Below are 14,606 nucleotides of genomic sequence, written 5' to 3'. Positions count from 1 at the left end.
CACATTGCCCAGTCGGCGTTGACTAGCGTTGAATCCGCAAGGTTTCAACGATGGTTGAGCTGTACTTAAAGGCCAAGTTGCATAGCCGCATCACCGTCGACAGCTACCGCTCGGTCCTGATGCTTCAGGAACTTGATGATCAGGACCGACGCTTGCGCACGGATCTCCTCCGTCAGGTGGACAACGGCTCGATCAAACTGATCCATAGCTGCGCCTGATGTGATTGGTCTTTCAACCCAACGATCCCAGGTTCTGGCGCGCTCTCCTGGGCGTCCTGTCCCTCATCGTGGGCTGTTCACTCGCCTGGGTCATCTTGCAGCTCTGATGATCACGGCCTGGCTCGCTGTCTTCACTTGCGCCAATCCTGGTGCGGCCACGTTGGACGACGAGGACATGATCCAAAACCAAGATGCTGAAACGGTCGACTTTGACCCCGATGCGCCAACCATGAAAGCTCCTCCCCCGGATGCATCCGAGAGGTGAGCCTTCGTCCGCGGTCTGTGTCACCACACGCGCGGACCAATTCATTGTGTCGCCAATCACACGCGTCTGTCTCAGACGACACAATTTCTACAGATCCTGACGCTTCAGTTGACGTCAGCTCAGAACAGCCCAGAGAAGTGCCAGGGCCACACCCACGGTGCCGACTCCCAAGGCGACGAACACAATGAAACTGCCTCCCGCCAACAGCATCAGCCGACGGAACGACTGCGGAAACAGCAGATACACCGCGAGGCCAGCGGCCACAGGCCACATCGGCGGGATCAGTAAGAACACACCCGTCAACACCACGAGGCGCGTGCGCAAGCGCTGATCACGTTCGAGAGCAAGTCGCTCACCCTGCTTCTGCGCCGCCAGCTCTTCCCGTTCCTCATCGCTGAGCCAGCGCCCCATCGCCCGAGCCTGCTCAAGCTCCTCCTCGATCTGCTTTCGGGACATCGACGGGTTCATCAATTCAATGTAACGGCGTTGAAGGCAATCCTCAGCTGGTGCCGCGACGTTCGCCCGCACGCCAGGAGCGCTCCAACGACGCACGAGCTTGATCGAGATCGGTGGACCCAAAACGATTCTGCGTCGTTAATCCTGCCCGGAAGGGCAGCGTCATCCGCCAGAACCGCAGGGCCGCTGCCAGAGCCACGACCCCCCAGGCGACAAGAATCCAGCGTGGATCGTGCACGTGACTCTTTAAAACACCATCATGGGGTGATCTTGAGTCCACTGCGGCTGACCCGATACCACCATGGACGGACGACTGCTTCTGAGTGGAATTGGGCTGCTTGTTCTCGCTGTGACGGTCTATGAATACGTGCTGCTGCAGGGCCTGGCTCCCGGAGCCTGAGCTCACTCCTCGGCCTCGCACGCATAGCTGATCACGCTGCCACGCCGCTCGCGGAAGTCGGGATGTAGGGGATCCTCCACCTGCCACCACCAACGCCCATCGGTGTAACTCGGCGTCCCTGCATTGTTGGTGCGAGGAAGCTGAAGCGTCACGCCGCGCCAGTGGAGCAACACGCCATCACCCGGCACAGTGCCTGCCGCGCTGTTGGGCAGCGGAGCCGCCGTCACACCAATCGCTTCCCGTCCAATGCTGAGGGCTTCCGCCGTGAGCCGATCGCCATCACAGATCCAGGCCGCCGAGACAGGTTTCAAGGGCAAGGCGATGCAGAGCAGAAGCACGAAGCTCGAGGCAAGCCATTGCAGACATCGAGCCACAGCGCGAGGGAGAACACGTCAGAGTAAAAGAGTCGCACCCTTGTGCACCTCACGTCGATGCTTCCTCCCTTCTCTCCTTTTTGCCCGATCAGCGCCGCGAAGATCGCAGGTCTCAAAGCCACAGTGACTCTGCTGCTGGTGCTGCTGATGAAGTCCAAACTTCTGCGCGTGAAGATGTCGCTTCTGGGTTCCTTTCTTGGCTTGATCATGCTGACCGGGTTCCTTCTGAGCACCGGCGTTCTCACCCTCGTTGCCGGAGGCGCTGTGGCCTATGCCGCCAGCCGGAGCAAAGCATGACAACACCGGAAACGAACGCAGGTCCAAGCCCGGAGCTGATCCTTGCGGCATCTGCGGGATGGGTGGCCGTCGTGCTGAACGTGGTTCCAGGCCTAGGGGCGGGGTACCTCTACCAACGCCGCTGGAAGGCTTACTGGATCACCTCGGTACTGGCCACCGCCTGGTTTGTTGCTGGTGCAGCTCTGGGCTTGAACGCCGAGCCAGACGCCGAGCCCCAGACCCAGCTGATCGGGCTTCTCGGGCTTGTGCTCTTGTCGGCGGTTACTGCCAGCGAAGCCGGCCTGGCGGTGAAGCGAGTCCGTGGTTCCGACTGAACCTGCCAGAGACGCCGACGCGATTCTTCGGTTCTGGTTTGAAGACTGCCGCCCCTGGCAGTGGTTCCGGCAAAATCAGCGCTTCGACCAACTGATTGGCAAGCGCTTCGGGGCTCTCTGCCTATCGGCGCAAGCCGGCGGTTTGAGCGATTGGGAGCAAGGGGCTTCTTCCGCACTCGCTCTTGTGCTTCTGCTGGATCAGTTCAGCCGCCATGTTTGGCGTGGAGAGTCTCAAGCCTTTGCTGGGGACGCACGCGCCGTGAGCCTTAGCCGCGAGGCACTGCGGCAGGGCTGGATCCAAAGTGAACCGGAATGTGCCCGGCGGCAGTTCTGGTTGATGCCACTCCTCCACAGCGAAGAGATCGCCACCGTTGAGAGCGCAATCCCCCTTCTTGAAGAATGGGCAGACCATGCCACGGCGAGGATCGCGCAACGCAATCTCCAGGTGCTGCTCCGGGAGGGACGCTATCCCTGGCGCAATCAGTGAGCCAAAAAAATGGGCAAGCCCCTCAGCTCACCCGCTCGACGCACTGGAAGGTGTTTCACTTCCACTCTCACTTTTTAACCAATCATCCGATCGATGTGTATCCAATGGAACGTTGTTCGAACAAAAAACTCATGACGACCGAGTGAGAATGATTATCGTTAATTATTCTCGGTACAGCTCGCAAAGCTGAGGTTGAGCTCATTACCAATGGGCGATAGTGCGCTCCCAACCCGTCAGTCGCATCGTTTCGAAAGCCTTGATGGCGTTGACGCGCAGCAGTCGTCTCCGATGCTCAGGGGTGGCCTGGCCAGGAGCAATCAACCGCCCCGTTTCCACCCAGACCCACTCCGCGTGGGACGTCGGCATGGCTTGTTGAAAGCGCACAACAAGACCTTCCTGCCGGTTCAGCAACCAGCCCTGTCCGCCAGTGACCTGGGGTTTCTGGCGCTTGTCTGGTTTGGAAGTCCACATGGGTGAATCCTGTCGGGATTCCCTGGGACTTGAACGAGCTCTTTAGCAATCACGCACAAGACGGATCAGCCATCAACGGCTCTGATGGCATCGCTCCATCACCCGATTGAGAACCTCAACCTTGACGGAGGCGCGATCCCTGGCCACATAGATCTCAGCCTGGTGTTTGGCGCGGCCCCTCAGCTCCACCTGCTGAATTTCGGGTTCAAGACGAGTGATCAGAGCGTCGATTTCGCTGAGAGGGTCATGGCCGAAGTCATCGATCGCAAGCAGTTCTCGATCCAGCGCCAGAAGCAGTTTTGTAGCCTTGCTCATGGGTCGATGCATGCGTCTGCAAGGTAGCTATGTCTGCATGCCACAGCCCGACAACACAGCTGAGGTCAGCCAGAGCGAACACAAGGGCCAGATGATCGCCTGCGCCTTGTGCCAGAGCACTGGCCCGGTGCATTACCGCGTGCGCAGCAGCGTGATCAAAGACTGGACCTTGATCTGCCCGCAGTGCTGGTCGCGGATTGAACACCAACCCGGTTATCAGTACGGAGGCACACGCAAGGCCAGCCGCCGGCAGCGAAAACGCTGAGTCCTCAGCTCAGCTCCACACCCTTGCCGCGATAAAAGGCGAAACGCTCGCGAATCTGTTCCGCCTCGGGCTTCGGGGACTCATAACTCCACACCGCATTGCTGATCACCTGATCATCGACCACCACATCCCAGTAACGGGCGGTGCCTTTCCAACCGCACGCCGTGGTGTGACTGGAGTCGCGGAAGTAGTCGGCGTGCATCGACGCCCGCGGGAAATAGGGATTGCCATCCACCATCACGATGTCGTCGCTCTCGGCAAGCACCGTGCCGTTGAAAACAGCCTGCATCGAATCGTCCTGATCAGGCCTCATGATGGCGCCGACTCCAGAGAAGGGTCTGTTCCAGAGCGGTACGCCAGGCTCCAGGAGCAAAGGTATGGCGCCGGCCATGGCCCGGCAGCAGCAAGGCCACATCAAGATCCAGCAGCCGCTCCACAGACGCAAGCTGGGTTGCAAAATCCCACCAGCAATAGCGCGCTGAAGCCACCACCACCCGATGCTCGGGGTTCCACCAGAGGTGATCGCCACTGAACAGCACTGCGCGTGCATCCCCCAGCAATGCACAGAGCGATCCCTGGGTGTGCCCAGGGGTGGGGATGAGCTGAAGGCCTTCGACAATCGGCACCGCATCGCTGCCCGTGATCAGCTGTTCCGCCTGCGGGGCCGCGTCAGCATCAGCCGCATGAATCCAGCGGTCACTTCGAAACGTGCGGGCCCAGCGCTCATGATCCGCCACATCGTCGCGGTGGGTCAGCACGATGAAGCGCAAGCCACCCAGGGCCTGGATCCGACGGGCCAAAGGTGCGCTCCATCGCGGAACATCCACCATCACGTTGCCGGAGGGCCGGGTGATCAACCAACTGCAGGCCCCGAAACTCCGCCGCGACGCCCAGCCGCAGTAATAGACCTTGCCCTGGGGATGCTCCTTGATCAGAGCAGGGAAGCCATCAACCGGAGTGGTCTGGCGCAAACTGCGCTCGGTTTCGATAGCAGCCACAGGGCAGGCCTGCAAAGCCAGAAGCGCCTGCTCTGTGGCCTCCTTGCCAACAGGCTGGGCATGCACGCTCGCCCGCTCACCCTCGGGAGCGAAATGATCGGGATCAAATTGCCAGCAGGTGCCGCAGTTGATGCAGCGGTGGTTGATGCGGAACACCGGTGTGTTCAACGCAGAGCTTTTGAGCGAGGGCGATCGAGAAGTTTCATCGGCCAGAGCGCAAGCGGCATGCCGATGCGGAAGGCAACCTTGAGCAGCCAGCGTTTCATGGTGCGACCTGAGGGGTCACCTACAGCGTGGCTGATCGCTCCACGCCCATCAAGGCCGGACGCGAGGATCGTTACGCCGTTTCGATCCCATGACATTTCTCCCCGCAGCCCTGATGCTGGCTGCCGCCACAAGCCCGCCGGCCCCCGTCACGATCGACTCCCCATCGATTCAGGAACGGCTCGCTTTCGTGCGTGATTTCCGCGTGGACATCACCGAAGGGCAAACGCAGGCGGCTTACATCCAGACCCACCATGAGCTGCTCGATCTGTACTGGCGGCACCTGGCTAACGACGCGGCTTCTGAGATGCAGCCCGTGACCCTGCTCCCCCGAGGATCTCGCTTTTCAGCTTGCGGCCGGACCAGAGCTCGCAATGCCTACTGCCCCGAATCAGCGGAGATCATTCTTGAGCCACGGAGCATCGGCAAACGTCAGAGGCTGAGCCGCAATGTGCGTCAACGCCTCGTCGCACTCACGATCCTTGCCCATGAATGGGGACATCATGTGAATCACAGCTCCTCACGCGGAGCCTTCAGCAATCGCGAAGAAGATGCTGCTGACTGGAGAGCGGGTCGTTATCTGGCCTGGCTGATGGACAACGGAGCGCTACCTGTGAAGGACTTCACCGATGCAGCCAATCTGTTTTTCAGCATTGGCGATTTTCACCTGCAATCACCCCACAACAACCCGAAAGCGCGATACACAGCTTTTATTGCCGGTGTGGAAGCCGAAGGTGTTTCTTCCGAACGCCAGAAGGGTTGGGTGATGGACACGGCCGAAACCTTCTCGAAGGTGCTGCAACCGAACCCCGAGTCGCCTTCAAAACGGGTTCAAGCGCGCGTGTATCGCTTCGAAATCGAGCGGGGCGGGCAGATCGCTGGCAACATCCTCACGGGATTGTTTGGAGCTGCCAGCTGTGCCCTGGGCTCAGCCGATCGCTGTGCCAACTCTCTGCAGCAGGTGGGGAAAGCCAAACCCGATGGTTGGTACCGCCTGCGCCAACTCAGCCTCGATTGTGTGAACCGCAGCTTCGACATCGAAGGCGATGGCATCCGCCGGCAGCCGATCCGGAACGACCGCAAGGGACAAGCGCAACGGATTGCCAACAGAACCTGCCCTGCCCTGGTCGCTGACTTCAAAGCGGTACCGCTGCCAACACCGCGGTAGCGCCGTTTGAATAACAATGAACGCATCTGGATGTTCTTCATGGCGCGCCTGATCCCCCTGATCACGTTGATCCTGTTGTTGTGCATGCCAGGCCAGGTCTCGGCCGGTTCGCTGGAGGTGACGCTCCACGCCATCAGCGCTGAGGGGGTTGGAGAACCCATCGGCAGCGTGAAGGCCCATGACAGCGACCAGGGGCTGGTGATCACGCCATCACTCCAGGGATTCAGCGAGGGTGAGCACGGGTTCCACCTGCATGCCGGCGACTCCTGCGAGGCCGCCATGAACGCCGATGGCGTGATGGTGGCGGGTCTCGCCGCCAAAGGGCACTGGGACCCCGACGAAACCAACACCCATCTCGGACCGTTCGGAAACGGTCACCGCGGTGACCTCAGCAGGCTTGTTGTGGATGCCGACGGCAACACCACGACCACTGTGGTAGCCCCCCGACTGAGCAGCTCCGATCTGCGTGGACGGGCCCTGGTGGTGCACGCCGGTGGTGACACCTACAGCGATGTTCCACCGCTCGGTGGTGGTGGAGCCCGCATCGCCTGCGGCGTGGGCTAACGGATGACAACCCCTGGAACCGTTCTGATCACCGGTGCCTCCAGCGGCATCGGCCGGATCACGGCCCTGCACCTGCTGGAGAGGGGCTGGACTGTGCATGCAGCCGCACGACGGCTTGAGGCCATGGAGGATCTACGAACACGCGGAGCCTTCGTGCATGCGCTTGACATCACCGAGGCCGAGTCGCGGCAAGCGCTCAGCCACATGATCCAGGAACACGTCGGTGCTCTCGATGCCCTTGTGAACAACGCTGGATATGGAGCGATCGGCCCGATGGAAACCATGCCGCTTGATGCGGCACGGGCGATGTTTGAAGTGAACGTGTTCGGGCTCATGGGCCTGACCCAGGCGCTGCTTCCGGCGATGCGCAACCGCGGTCGGGGCCGGATCGTGACTATCTCCTCCATCGCAGGACAGTTCGTGACGCCGGGAGCCGGCTGGTATGGCGCCAGCAAGTTCGCTGTTGAAGCCATCAGCGACGCCCTGCGCATGGAGCTGCAGAGCTTCGGCGTGAAGGTGGTGGTGATCGAGCCGGGATTGATCCGCACAGGATTTGAAGCCGTCAGCAAGCCATCACTCGAGGCCGGTGGCGATGATCCGGTGTGGGGATCGATGATGCGCAACGTCGCAAGGGCGTGGGCCGAAGGCTTCCGACAAGGGTCCGATCCTGAGGTGGTGGCCGCCTGCATCGAGCGAGCTCTCACGGTGGCTGATCCAAGCCCGCGCTACCGCTGCGGCAGCTCGTCGGAAGCAGCTTTGATTCAGCGTTTCATCCCTACGCGCCTCTGGGACGCCATGGTGCGCCGTCAGATGATCGGCGACTGAATCAACACGCGATCAGAAGCTCTGCTGGGTCTGGCCGGCAAAACGGCCTTCGTAGTGCTCCTCGCCATCCAGCTCCTGAAAGATGAATTGGCAGATGGCTGTGCCAGGAACCACGGCCAGAGGGGCCGGCCCAAAGTTGCTCATCTCCAGCACCTGCTGACTGTTGATCCCTGGCCCCATGAAGGGAGCACTGATGTGCACCATCAGCCCCAAACGCGCGAATCGGCTGCGTCCCTCCAACCAACCGCACAATCCCGGTCCAAGCCTGAGGCGCTCTCGCGTGATCCCCAGGATTGTCTCGCCGGGCATGATCAGGATGTGCTCCCCTTCGGACACCTCCACCTTGTCGGTGAACTGCCGGTAGTCGGTGTGCTCGCACACCGCAATCACCTCGTGCACTTTGCGGAACACCCGGAAGCTGCCGGCCAGGGTGAGATCCACTGAGGCTGGCCCCACAAGCTCAGGGTTGAAGGGTGTGATCGTGATCACCCCGGAGTCAATCGCCTGAAGAATGGCCTGACGTCCCAGAACTGCCATGGGCCTTCTTTACGGGGGTCAGAGTCTGGCCGAAGAATCAAGAAACCATTCCTTGTGCCATCATTGTTGATGTGAAGTAGGTCGACCGTTCGTCGCCTGCACGCCGAGAGAGCCTGAAAACAGACCATTCAGCGCGATCCAGATACCTCAACGGAGAAACCACCATGAAGAGTCCTTCCATTCAGGGACGACAACCTTTTGTGTTGTCAAATCACCAGCGTTCCCTTAATCCATTGAACAGTCAGCCCACCCACTGCAGTCCGTCAAACGAGGGGCAACGGAACCAGTCATCTCAGCTCATCAGCTGGGATGAACTGTTCGGCCAGCGTTGATCCCTGATGCGCAGACAAGGTGCTCTGCTCCTCGTGCTGGCGGGATGGGCCATTGGATCCTTTGCCCATCCCGTCACCCCCAGTGAAGAGCTGCGTCTACCGATTGGAGGTGCCCCATCAGAAACCCGCCAGATCCGTGTGGAACCGCTCGGAGCTCTCGACCTCGAACGGGAATTCAGGGCGCTGCAAGGACGGGAACTTCGGACCAGGCGCATCACGATCCTGCCCGGTGGATCGGTGGCCTGGCATGAACACGAGCAGAGGCCTGGGGTTGCTTACATCCTCAGCGGCACACTGGTGGAATACAGGCAAGACGGTGCTGGGGTTCGGGCGATCGTGCGAAAGGCAGGAGACGCTGTCTTTGAATCAAGCGGTGTTCTGCATGGCTGGCGCAACACCAGTGGAACGTCAGCCACCGCAGTGGTGATCGACCTCGTTCCTCAAGGGAACTGAACGGATCAACCAAACGTTGATCCGTTCCAACCCCAACAGCTCGCCGGCACATCCTCAAAGCCGATGTAGATCCGGTTTGCTGGAATCCCCGTTCGAGCACTGATCAGATCGCAGAAGGCCGCGGTCATGGCTGGGGGCTGTAAGGCACCGATGGACTTCACCTCCACATAGGCGCAGGGTTCGGCACTGCCGGCGAAGGTCATCGGCACAGCGGTCTCCAGCAGCGTCATCACATAGGCTTCGGGCTTGCCCGTCTGCTCCGCCAGTAACGACGACAGCTGCTGAAGCAATCCCTCGCCATCGTCGACAGATGCCAGAGACGTACGCAGATTGATCAGGGGCATACGGCGCTAAGAGCTCGACAAAGTAATGAACATCGAGGGGTGTCCTCGTGTATTTACGGTCTACACCCGTTCCGCCCCTCAGGTCTGCTGGGAGTCCCGGAAGGCCTGAAGCTTATCCATATCTTTCTCCTCATCGATCGTGTAGTCGGTGAGAATCAACGCCTTGCCGATAGTGCCCAAGGCATATTCGATCCGATCGAGGTCGTTCCGTCCCTCGCCATCGTTGCGCGCGGCGCGGATCACAGCTGGGCTGAGCTGGTTGGCCATCCGCTCGATCGCATCAGCGATGGCCCTGGCCTGGTTGAGGGGATCGGTGGCATCCATGGCGCGTCCGCATGCACCGAACAACTCTGCCAGCAGCGACCTTCGGGCGTCGATCCGCCTTGGACGCCATCCTGAAGCGAGATGTCGGGAACGCAGCGATGCTGCTCAATGCCTTCGACCTGGAGACCAGCAGCGGTACCCGCAACCTGGAGCTTCGCGCCGGTGCGTTTGCAGGTCTGGGAATCGAAGCCGATCTCCTGGCGGTGTCGTCCGAAGGCCTGACGGATGACTCAGCACCGGACATCTCAGCACCGGACGCCTTCCTCACCCGACTGCAACGGGCCTACGGGCTCAGGCTTCAAAGCACACAACGCGCCGTGGATCTCAGCGGAAGCCTGGTGAACAGCTGGGTCAGCGCTGAGCTGAGGCTGCGCCCTGTCCCCGCAGGACCGGGGGGCCGCCCGGTGAACAGCCACTTTCAGCGGGTGGCTGTGGTGGCAGGAGGTCTTGGCGATGAACAGGAGCGCGATCAACCCTGGACTGCGTTCAACCGCCTGTTCTCCCTTCTGGCCATCCTGCCGATGCAGGGGATCCACTGCCGCACCGTGGCCGCCCCGCTGTTCGGACTCCATCCCAGCGGCCCCGACGCTGCCGCCGATTATCCCCATCTGCTGGAAATCTGCAAACAGGCCTTCCGGCATCTGCCTGAACTGCACCGGCTGATCCTGTTCGATCGTGATGATCAGGTGCTGCGCCCGCTCGGCGCCACCATCGACCGCACGATCCAGCGCAAGGATCCCCATCACACCCTGGTGGAGCTGCCCCAGGATCTGGCCGCCCTCGAGAGCCTGCGCCATCTGTGCCGCTTTGTCCTGGAGGACGACAGCCTGAAACGACTGCGGGTCGCAGCGGACCTCACGGAACTGATCCAGCTTCTGCAGAGCGATCAGGTTTCACCGATCTCCCTGGGGCTGCATTCCCGCCGGTTGCTGGAGCGTCTTGTGACGCATTGCCTGCATCAGTGCGGAGACCACCAGCAGCGAGGCCTTAACAACGGCATTCAGCAGCTGCGCAGCCTGGGGCTGGACCCCTGGCTGCTGAGCTGCATGCACCAGGTGCGCACCTTCGGGAATTGGATGGGGCATCCGCAGGACACGGGCCGAAGCCGCCGGGTGGAGCAACACGACGTTCTGGCCATGCTCTGTTCCCTGCGGCGGATCCTGGCGGACTACCCCTGGATCACTCCGCCTGTATCACCAGAGCGTGAAAGTTCTGCATATGAGCCGTGAGCAGTTTCTCGAACACCCGGAACACACCAACGATTTCCCGGGCACCAAGGCCCACCCCCTCCGGCACGATGTGCTTGTAGATGAAGGTGATCACCCAGGCACCACCGTCGTCCTTCTCGGCACGGGCATGCACGGGAAATTCATCGATCAGATTGCAGGCCCTGAGCACCTGAGCCTCGGTTGCCTCGCCGTAATTGGCGCTGTAACGGAAGACAAACACCTGATCGGTTGGGCTGGCGTACACCTGCACAGGGCGTCCATCCGACCAGACCGTGGTGGTCACGGCCACGTCAGTTTCATCATCCTGGTTGCGCACCCGGTTGGTCTCGGCTTTGTAGAAGGCGCCATCGAACAGCGACGTGACGTTGTCGGGGGAGAGCTGCTCAAGGGTGAACTCCATGGACGATCAAGAGAGAACGGGCTCTGCCTTCATGCTGAACGCGGTTCAGCGGCCGCGCCATCGATTCCAGACTCTGCGGTGCCAGGGCGTGACATCTCTGGGGAGAGGAGGCTCACCACGCTGACGACGCTCCAGCTGCTCCACCTCAATCTTCAGCTGCCTGAGAACAGGGATCAGCAGCAACCCGGCGATCAGGCCCACGAACAGCAGTACGGGAAGCAGGGTGACCAGCCAGATCGTGGCGACAACGGCGACACCGATTGCAGCCAGTTGTTGGATCCACTTTGGCCGGCGAGGGCCCGGCAGCTGCTTCATGGCGAGGGGAGCATCTGCTTCAGCCTGCCACTAACGATGGCCGCTGGCTCGGAAGCGAGACGAGCGACTGGTGATGCCGTGCTTTGTTCGGCGTCCGCTCACGCGCTTGCGCCACATCCGGAAGGAAGAGGGTTTCAGCGCATTGCGCATGATGGCGATCACCTCCGGTTCGCCGATACCGAACTGAGCCTGGATGGCCTCAAAAGTTGTGCGGTCTTCCCAGGCCATTTCAATGATCCGGTCGAGATCGACGGAATCAAAACGATCGACGGGACGACTCACAGCAGATCCAAGGCCCGGAGCACATCCACTCGGATGCCGCCCAGGCGCGCCCAGGCCTGGAGCGCATCGGCTTTCGAGCCGTAGGGACGCCAGTCGTTCTCGGCAAGACGACGCTGCATCTGCCTGGCCACCCGATCCACCACCAGACGATCACTGGGCACAGAGATCCTGATGGGCTTGCCGTTCAGTTCGTGAATGAGCTCGCTCGCAGGCATGGGTAAGAACGCTGATTGTGCCTTTTGATACAGGGCGCAACACTGAAGGGAAGGTTTACGGAGTGCAGTATGAATCAGTCCTCAACCAAGCCGGCAAACGTTAGGAAGCAGCAGGATCTGCTGACGACTGCCCAGCCAACCGCTGAGTGCCGCCTGCGCAATGACCGTCAGAGCTACTTCGCCATCACACGTGAGCTCGTGCAGGCGCAGTTCGTTCTGGCCGATGGCGTGCTGAGCCAGCGCCTCTGGCAGGAGGTCGCCGACCGTGACCTGGAGGTGGGTCGCATCCTCAACCTGTTGTATGGCAGCTGCTTTCAGGACGACGTGGCCGAGATGACCGCGCTGGATGATGCCTTCCTAGCCCTGCACATGAGCTAAACCGAATTCAATAATAACGGCCGGGATATTCGCCAGGGTGATCCACGCGGGTCACCCGGACGCCATCCACGCTGCGGCCTGAGAGCAGCAGCAGATCACCGCCGGATACTGCGTAACCAAGACGCTGGGCCAGCAGGGCCACCTCATCAGCTGTGACGGCGGCCTGCACCTGCGCCTGCAGGCGAGGGTCACGGGCAAGTTGGGCCAGAAACGCCTGCACAGGGGAAGAGGTCATCGCGCCGAGCAGGAGCAGAAGGCTCCATCGTCTTTGACGGCGCGCCAACCTGGAGGTGCTCAGCTCCTCACCAGCCGCCATGCACGACCAACGGGCAGCGTTGCTGCAGCACAACATCGGCCGATGGGCGGGGTGCTTCATCCGTCTCAACGGCGATGGCCACGAGCAGACTCGCTTTCCCACATCCCTTTCGGTGAAAGAGTGCGACGGCCTGATTCAGACCTGTCTCTCCTACGAGCACACCGGCCAGCAGCGGTCGATGACGTTTCAGACCCTGCCACCCGCCATGCAGGTGAGCCCCAACGGTGGTTGGTCCCTTGGCCCCACCAGCATCACGCCCAGGAGCTGGGTGGCGGAACTCTGCGTGGTGCACCAGCAAGAGCGCAGAAGGATTGTGGTGCGTCATGGAGTGAGCGGATTGGAGCAGGTGGTGTACGTGGTGGAAATCGAAGGCACCAGGAAACCTGAGGCACCAACGGAGCCACTTCAGTGCCGAGCGCACAGCGCGGCGGACCTGCTGATCTGGGAGCCCGAAGAGGGTGTTGAACTGCTCCTGGACCAACGCGATCGGCAGGCGGGCGACGCCACGGCCTGCGGACTTTGCTGGACCCTTCCAGATGGAACAGTGCGGCAGATGGTGCGTCGCTACGACGCCAACGGAGGCCTGCTGCCCTTAAGCCAGGCCTGGCCATGACGCAGCAACGTTGCATTCCTTAACAAAGGGTCGTAACGTTCCGTTAACTGGTTAATCAACATGGATTCCACTTCAACGAACAAAGACGCCTGGTTCCAGGACGCTGCTGCCGCACAGATCAAAGGTGAGCGCATGGCAAGCGCTGAACTGCTGAACGGTCGTGTGGCCATGCTCGGTTTCGTGATCGGCGTTCTCACCGAAGCCCTTACCGGCCACGGCATCCTCAGTCAGATCACCTTCGGTGTGCTTGGCCTGAGCTGATGCCCTTTCCAGGTTCATGATTCGCTTGATCAACAACCCCAATCGCGTGAACTCCGAGAAGTTCAACTCCCTGATGGCCTGATCGAGTCCGCAGTCCACCCAGTTCTCGCCACGTTTCTCGTCAGTCGTGAAACCTCCTCAAGGGAGTGGCGAAGTATGCAGCTGAGGGGCAGGCACATCAGTCGCACTCTCGCCTCTTTTAACCAGAGCAACAATGCGCCTTAACACGGATTGCCTCAGCTGCTCAGGCCGACGACAGTGTGCATATCGAGATCGGAGGCGCTGATGACAGCCGACACTCCACCCCAGCCCAAACCCGAAGCAGCCTGAGTCAACCGGCCCCTGCTCCAACAGTTTCCACCCATCCGTAAGGTTTCGTCCCTCGGCAGGCAATCACTGGTACGCCACGTCGACCGACACTCCACTGCATCGTTCCGGCTGCATTGAGCAGCCACAGGTGCCCCGGAGCCCCAAAAAGCCTTTCCTCTGGACTTCAGGCCCCAGGCGCCCAACGGCTAGACGCTTCTCCATCCTCCAAGTGCTGTCGCCTCCTCCTTGAGGAAGAGGCGACTTTTCAATTGGATGGATCCGTGTCGTCGCCTTGTTTGCGGAAGGCGACGATCCGGGCATCAGCCCAACGGGCGAAGAAATACACGCCCACAAACAGAGGTACGTAAGCGGTCCACATCCGATCTGGGGCCAGGCCACTGTTGTTAATCACTGCCAATCCGCCATATCCCACAACGAAGTAGATCACCGCACGCCGGATCGCTCCGACTTGTTGAGGATTCATGGTCACAATCCACGGTCCATCAGCCTAGGGAGCCCCTGGGCGAGAAATCGAGCCTATCCGCTACCACATCCGAGGTAAAAAAGCGAGAAACGGGCGGGCGGGCGCTGAATTCCGCAACATAGTGTTACGGTTC

Annotated in this window: 29 protein-coding genes; 13 read left to right on the top strand and 16 right to left on the bottom strand. The window is 60.8% G+C overall.

Going from position 1 to position 14,606, the window contains the following annotated elements:
* Positions 1-50: 50 nt before the first annotated feature.
* A complete protein-coding gene (locus SynMEDNS5_RS04725; protein ID WP_186585111.1) occupies positions 51-218 on the top strand; it encodes a hypothetical protein in 168 nt (55 codons plus the stop codon).
* Positions 219-597: 379 nt separating this feature from the next.
* Here SynMEDNS5_RS04725 and SynMEDNS5_RS04720 read toward each other — a convergent pair whose 3' ends face one another.
* The 3 genes from SynMEDNS5_RS04720 to SynMEDNS5_RS04710 form a co-directional block, all read right to left on the bottom strand.
* A complete protein-coding gene (locus SynMEDNS5_RS04720) occupies positions 598-939 on the bottom strand; it encodes a hypothetical protein (RefSeq protein WP_186585109.1) in 342 nt (113 codons plus the stop codon).
* A gap of 43 nt (positions 940-982) precedes the next feature.
* Positions 983-1,177: a hypothetical protein gene (locus SynMEDNS5_RS04715; protein ID WP_186585107.1), complete on the bottom strand. Its 195-nt coding sequence runs from the start codon at positions 1,175-1,177 to the stop codon at positions 983-985.
* A 164-nt stretch (positions 1,178-1,341) separates the two neighbouring features.
* Positions 1,342-1,713, bottom strand: a complete 372-nt coding sequence (locus SynMEDNS5_RS04710; protein WP_186585105.1) for a hypothetical protein — start codon at positions 1,711-1,713, stop codon at positions 1,342-1,344.
* Positions 1,714-1,770: 57 nt separating this feature from the next.
* Here SynMEDNS5_RS04710 and SynMEDNS5_RS04705 point away from each other — a divergent pair, with 57 nt between their 5' ends.
* From SynMEDNS5_RS04705 to SynMEDNS5_RS04695, 3 genes are read left to right on the top strand one after another with little or no spacing between them, the layout of a single operon-like run.
* Positions 1,771-2,010: a hypothetical protein gene (locus SynMEDNS5_RS04705; RefSeq protein ID WP_186585096.1), complete on the top strand. Its 240-nt coding sequence runs from the start codon at positions 1,771-1,773 to the stop codon at positions 2,008-2,010.
* Positions 2,007-2,324, top strand: a complete 318-nt coding sequence (locus SynMEDNS5_RS04700; RefSeq protein ID WP_186585094.1) for a hypothetical protein — start codon at positions 2,007-2,009, stop codon at positions 2,322-2,324. Before SynMEDNS5_RS04705 ends, SynMEDNS5_RS04700 begins: the two co-directional genes overlap by 4 nt.
* Complete coding sequence (locus tag SynMEDNS5_RS04695; protein WP_186585092.1) at positions 2,311-2,811, top strand: DUF924 family protein; 501 nt, start codon at positions 2,311-2,313, stop codon at positions 2,809-2,811. Before SynMEDNS5_RS04700 ends, SynMEDNS5_RS04695 begins: the two co-directional genes overlap by 14 nt.
* Positions 2,812-3,012: 201 nt before the next feature.
* Here the strand turns inward: SynMEDNS5_RS04695 and SynMEDNS5_RS04690 are convergent, their stop codons facing one another.
* Positions 3,013-3,282 (bottom strand): DUF1651 domain-containing protein, encoded by a 270-nt coding sequence (locus tag SynMEDNS5_RS04690; protein ID WP_186585090.1) that lies wholly within the window; start codon positions 3,280-3,282, stop codon positions 3,013-3,015.
* A gap of 72 nt (positions 3,283-3,354) precedes the next feature.
* Positions 3,355-3,597 carry a hypothetical protein gene (locus SynMEDNS5_RS04685; RefSeq protein WP_186585088.1) on the bottom strand — a complete coding sequence of 81 codons (243 nt, stop codon included), beginning with the start codon at positions 3,595-3,597 and terminating at the stop codon, positions 3,355-3,357.
* A 10-nt stretch (positions 3,598-3,607) separates the two neighbouring features.
* Here SynMEDNS5_RS04685 and SynMEDNS5_RS04680 point away from each other — a divergent pair, with 10 nt between their 5' ends.
* The gene (locus SynMEDNS5_RS04680; protein WP_255440314.1) at positions 3,608-3,862 is read left to right on the top strand and encodes a hypothetical protein; all 255 of its coding nucleotides are present in this window, start codon (positions 3,608-3,610) and stop codon (positions 3,860-3,862) included.
* Positions 3,863-3,866: 4 nt separating this feature from the next.
* On the opposite strand, the gene SynMEDNS5_RS04675 is transcribed toward SynMEDNS5_RS04680, so the two are convergent.
* Together SynMEDNS5_RS04675 and SynMEDNS5_RS04670 are read right to left on the bottom strand one after the other, a co-directional pair.
* Positions 3,867-4,151 carry a DUF427 domain-containing protein gene (locus SynMEDNS5_RS04675; protein WP_186585086.1) on the bottom strand — a complete coding sequence of 95 codons (285 nt, stop codon included), beginning with the start codon at positions 4,149-4,151 and terminating at the stop codon, positions 3,867-3,869.
* Between the two features lie 13 nt (positions 4,152-4,164).
* Complete coding sequence (locus SynMEDNS5_RS04670) at positions 4,165-5,016, bottom strand: MBL fold metallo-hydrolase (protein ID WP_186585084.1); 852 nt, start codon at positions 5,014-5,016, stop codon at positions 4,165-4,167.
* A 199-nt stretch (positions 5,017-5,215) separates the two neighbouring features.
* On the opposite strand from SynMEDNS5_RS04670, the gene SynMEDNS5_RS04665 reads away from it, so the two are divergent.
* From SynMEDNS5_RS04665 to SynMEDNS5_RS04655, 3 genes are read left to right on the top strand one after another with little or no spacing between them, the layout of a single operon-like run.
* On the top strand, positions 5,216-6,292 hold the full coding sequence (locus SynMEDNS5_RS04665) for a Zn peptidase (RefSeq protein WP_186585082.1): 1,077 nt from the start codon (positions 5,216-5,218) through the stop codon (positions 6,290-6,292).
* A 39-nt stretch (positions 6,293-6,331) separates the two neighbouring features.
* Positions 6,332-6,856 (top strand): superoxide dismutase family protein, encoded by a 525-nt coding sequence (gene sodC / locus SynMEDNS5_RS04660; RefSeq protein WP_186585080.1) that lies wholly within the window; start codon positions 6,332-6,334, stop codon positions 6,854-6,856.
* Positions 6,857-6,859: 3 nt separating this feature from the next.
* Positions 6,860-7,681 carry an SDR family NAD(P)-dependent oxidoreductase gene (locus tag SynMEDNS5_RS04655; RefSeq protein ID WP_186585078.1) on the top strand — a complete coding sequence of 274 codons (822 nt, stop codon included), beginning with the start codon at positions 6,860-6,862 and terminating at the stop codon, positions 7,679-7,681.
* Between the two features lie 12 nt (positions 7,682-7,693).
* Here the strand turns inward: SynMEDNS5_RS04655 and dcd are convergent, their stop codons facing one another.
* A complete protein-coding gene (gene dcd, locus SynMEDNS5_RS04650) occupies positions 7,694-8,218 on the bottom strand; it encodes a dCTP deaminase (RefSeq protein WP_186585068.1) in 525 nt (174 codons plus the stop codon).
* A 338-nt stretch (positions 8,219-8,556) separates the two neighbouring features.
* Between dcd and SynMEDNS5_RS04645 the strand changes: the two genes are divergently transcribed.
* A complete protein-coding gene (locus SynMEDNS5_RS04645) occupies positions 8,557-9,003 on the top strand; it encodes a cupin domain-containing protein (protein WP_186585066.1) in 447 nt (148 codons plus the stop codon).
* A 5-nt stretch (positions 9,004-9,008) separates the two neighbouring features.
* Here SynMEDNS5_RS04645 and SynMEDNS5_RS04640 read toward each other — a convergent pair whose 3' ends face one another.
* Together SynMEDNS5_RS04640 and SynMEDNS5_RS04635 are read right to left on the bottom strand one after the other, a co-directional pair.
* Positions 9,009-9,347 (bottom strand): phenylpyruvate tautomerase MIF-related protein, encoded by a 339-nt coding sequence (locus SynMEDNS5_RS04640; RefSeq protein WP_186585061.1) that lies wholly within the window; start codon positions 9,345-9,347, stop codon positions 9,009-9,011.
* Positions 9,348-9,425: 78 nt separating this feature from the next.
* Positions 9,426-9,671 (bottom strand): hypothetical protein, encoded by a 246-nt coding sequence (locus SynMEDNS5_RS04635; protein ID WP_186585060.1) that lies wholly within the window; start codon positions 9,669-9,671, stop codon positions 9,426-9,428.
* 11 nt (positions 9,672-9,682) lie between these two features.
* Between SynMEDNS5_RS04635 and SynMEDNS5_RS04630 the strand changes: the two genes are divergently transcribed.
* A complete protein-coding gene (locus tag SynMEDNS5_RS04630; protein WP_186585059.1) occupies positions 9,683-10,900 on the top strand; it encodes a DUF4145 domain-containing protein in 1,218 nt (405 codons plus the stop codon).
* On the opposite strand, the gene SynMEDNS5_RS04625 is transcribed toward SynMEDNS5_RS04630, so the two are convergent.
* From SynMEDNS5_RS04625 to SynMEDNS5_RS04610, 4 genes are read right to left on the bottom strand one after another with little or no spacing between them, the layout of a single operon-like run.
* On the bottom strand, positions 10,851-11,300 hold the full coding sequence (locus SynMEDNS5_RS04625; RefSeq protein WP_186585058.1) for a hypothetical protein: 450 nt from the start codon (positions 11,298-11,300) through the stop codon (positions 10,851-10,853). The two genes, SynMEDNS5_RS04630 and SynMEDNS5_RS04625, sit on opposite strands and share 50 nt — an antisense overlap.
* 45 nt (positions 11,301-11,345) lie before the next feature.
* A complete protein-coding gene (locus SynMEDNS5_RS04620) occupies positions 11,346-11,615 on the bottom strand; it encodes a hypothetical protein (protein WP_186585057.1) in 270 nt (89 codons plus the stop codon).
* A 30-nt stretch (positions 11,616-11,645) separates the two neighbouring features.
* A complete protein-coding gene (locus SynMEDNS5_RS04615) occupies positions 11,646-11,897 on the bottom strand; it encodes a TIGR03643 family protein (RefSeq protein WP_186585055.1) in 252 nt (83 codons plus the stop codon).
* The gene (locus SynMEDNS5_RS04610) at positions 11,894-12,112 is read right to left on the bottom strand and encodes a hypothetical protein (RefSeq protein ID WP_186585053.1); all 219 of its coding nucleotides are present in this window, start codon (positions 12,110-12,112) and stop codon (positions 11,894-11,896) included. The genes SynMEDNS5_RS04615 and SynMEDNS5_RS04610 overlap by 4 nt, the downstream gene beginning before the upstream one ends.
* 69 nt (positions 12,113-12,181) lie before the next feature.
* On the opposite strand from SynMEDNS5_RS04610, the gene SynMEDNS5_RS04605 reads away from it, so the two are divergent.
* On the top strand, positions 12,182-12,490 hold the full coding sequence (locus tag SynMEDNS5_RS04605) for a hypothetical protein (RefSeq protein WP_186585051.1): 309 nt from the start codon (positions 12,182-12,184) through the stop codon (positions 12,488-12,490).
* A 7-nt stretch (positions 12,491-12,497) separates the two neighbouring features.
* On the opposite strand, the gene SynMEDNS5_RS04600 is transcribed toward SynMEDNS5_RS04605, so the two are convergent.
* Positions 12,498-12,725: a Nif11-like leader peptide family natural product precursor gene (locus SynMEDNS5_RS04600; protein WP_186585049.1), complete on the bottom strand. Its 228-nt coding sequence runs from the start codon at positions 12,723-12,725 to the stop codon at positions 12,498-12,500.
* A 79-nt stretch (positions 12,726-12,804) separates the two neighbouring features.
* On the opposite strand from SynMEDNS5_RS04600, the gene SynMEDNS5_RS04595 reads away from it, so the two are divergent.
* A complete protein-coding gene (locus SynMEDNS5_RS04595) occupies positions 12,805-13,419 on the top strand; it encodes a DUF3598 family protein (protein WP_186585039.1) in 615 nt (204 codons plus the stop codon).
* A 60-nt stretch (positions 13,420-13,479) separates the two neighbouring features.
* Positions 13,480-13,680 (top strand): chlorophyll a/b-binding protein, encoded by a 201-nt coding sequence (locus SynMEDNS5_RS04590; protein ID WP_186585037.1) that lies wholly within the window; start codon positions 13,480-13,482, stop codon positions 13,678-13,680.
* A gap of 574 nt (positions 13,681-14,254) precedes the next feature.
* On the opposite strand, the gene SynMEDNS5_RS04585 is transcribed toward SynMEDNS5_RS04590, so the two are convergent.
* Positions 14,255-14,473 (bottom strand): hypothetical protein, encoded by a 219-nt coding sequence (locus tag SynMEDNS5_RS04585; RefSeq protein WP_186585035.1) that lies wholly within the window; start codon positions 14,471-14,473, stop codon positions 14,255-14,257.
* Between the last annotated feature and the right edge of the window lie 133 nt (positions 14,474-14,606).

The sequence above is a fragment of the Synechococcus sp. MEDNS5 genome, from assembly GCF_014279875.1.
Classification (GTDB): Bacteria; Cyanobacteriota; Cyanobacteriia; order PCC-6307; family Cyanobiaceae; genus Synechococcus_C.
The sequence above is the reverse complement of the archived record's forward strand: the minus strand, read 5'-3'. Positions and strand labels throughout refer to the sequence as shown.

Coding starts and splice junctions, on each gene's coding strand:
- SynMEDNS5_RS04725 (WP_186585111.1), top strand. CDS start 51: ATGGTTGAGCTGTACTTAAAGGCCAAGTTGCATAGCCGCATCACCGTC.
- SynMEDNS5_RS04700 (WP_186585094.1), top strand. CDS start 2,007: ATGACAACACCGGAAACGAACGCAGGTCCAAGCCCGGAGCTGATCCTT.
- SynMEDNS5_RS04605 (WP_186585051.1), top strand. CDS start 12,182: ATGAATCAGTCCTCAACCAAGCCGGCAAACGTTAGGAAGCAGCAGGAT.
- SynMEDNS5_RS04640 (WP_186585061.1), bottom strand. CDS start 9,347: ATGCCCCTGATCAATCTGCGTACGTCTCTGGCATCTGTCGACGATGGC.
- SynMEDNS5_RS04610 (WP_186585053.1), bottom strand. CDS start 12,112: ATGCCTGCGAGCGAGCTCATTCACGAACTGAACGGCAAGCCCATCAGG.
- SynMEDNS5_RS04585 (WP_186585035.1), bottom strand. CDS start 14,473: ATGAATCCTCAACAAGTCGGAGCGATCCGGCGTGCGGTGATCTACTTC.
- SynMEDNS5_RS04625 (WP_186585058.1), bottom strand. CDS start 11,300: ATGGAGTTCACCCTTGAGCAGCTCTCCCCCGACAACGTCACGTCGCTG.
- SynMEDNS5_RS04590 (WP_186585037.1), top strand. CDS start 13,480: ATGGATTCCACTTCAACGAACAAAGACGCCTGGTTCCAGGACGCTGCT.
- SynMEDNS5_RS04665 (WP_186585082.1), top strand. CDS start 5,216: ATGACATTTCTCCCCGCAGCCCTGATGCTGGCTGCCGCCACAAGCCCG.
- SynMEDNS5_RS04620 (WP_186585057.1), bottom strand. CDS start 11,615: ATGAAGCAGCTGCCGGGCCCTCGCCGGCCAAAGTGGATCCAACAACTG.
- SynMEDNS5_RS04690 (WP_186585090.1), bottom strand. CDS start 3,282: ATGTGGACTTCCAAACCAGACAAGCGCCAGAAACCCCAGGTCACTGGC.
- SynMEDNS5_RS04635 (WP_186585060.1), bottom strand. CDS start 9,671: ATGGATGCCACCGATCCCCTCAACCAGGCCAGGGCCATCGCTGATGCG.
- SynMEDNS5_RS04600 (WP_186585049.1), bottom strand. CDS start 12,725: ATGACCTCTTCCCCTGTGCAGGCGTTTCTGGCCCAACTTGCCCGTGAC.
- SynMEDNS5_RS04645 (WP_186585066.1), top strand. CDS start 8,557: ATGCGCAGACAAGGTGCTCTGCTCCTCGTGCTGGCGGGATGGGCCATT.
- SynMEDNS5_RS04685 (WP_186585088.1), bottom strand. CDS start 3,597: ATGAGCAAGGCTACAAAACTGCTTCTGGCGCTGGATCGAGAACTGCTT.
- SynMEDNS5_RS04705 (WP_186585096.1), top strand. CDS start 1,771: ATGCTTCCTCCCTTCTCTCCTTTTTGCCCGATCAGCGCCGCGAAGATC.
- sodC (WP_186585080.1), top strand. CDS start 6,332: ATGGCGCGCCTGATCCCCCTGATCACGTTGATCCTGTTGTTGTGCATG.
- SynMEDNS5_RS04720 (WP_186585109.1), bottom strand. CDS start 939: ATGTCCCGAAAGCAGATCGAGGAGGAGCTTGAGCAGGCTCGGGCGATG.
- SynMEDNS5_RS04680 (WP_255440314.1), top strand. CDS start 3,608: ATGCGTCTGCAAGGTAGCTATGTCTGCATGCCACAGCCCGACAACACA.
- dcd (WP_186585068.1), bottom strand. CDS start 8,218: ATGGCAGTTCTGGGACGTCAGGCCATTCTTCAGGCGATTGACTCCGGG.
- SynMEDNS5_RS04630 (WP_186585059.1), top strand. CDS start 9,683: ATGCACCGAACAACTCTGCCAGCAGCGACCTTCGGGCGTCGATCCGCC.
- SynMEDNS5_RS04655 (WP_186585078.1), top strand. CDS start 6,860: ATGACAACCCCTGGAACCGTTCTGATCACCGGTGCCTCCAGCGGCATC.
- SynMEDNS5_RS04675 (WP_186585086.1), bottom strand. CDS start 4,151: ATGCAGGCTGTTTTCAACGGCACGGTGCTTGCCGAGAGCGACGACATC.
- SynMEDNS5_RS04595 (WP_186585039.1), top strand. CDS start 12,805: ATGCACGACCAACGGGCAGCGTTGCTGCAGCACAACATCGGCCGATGG.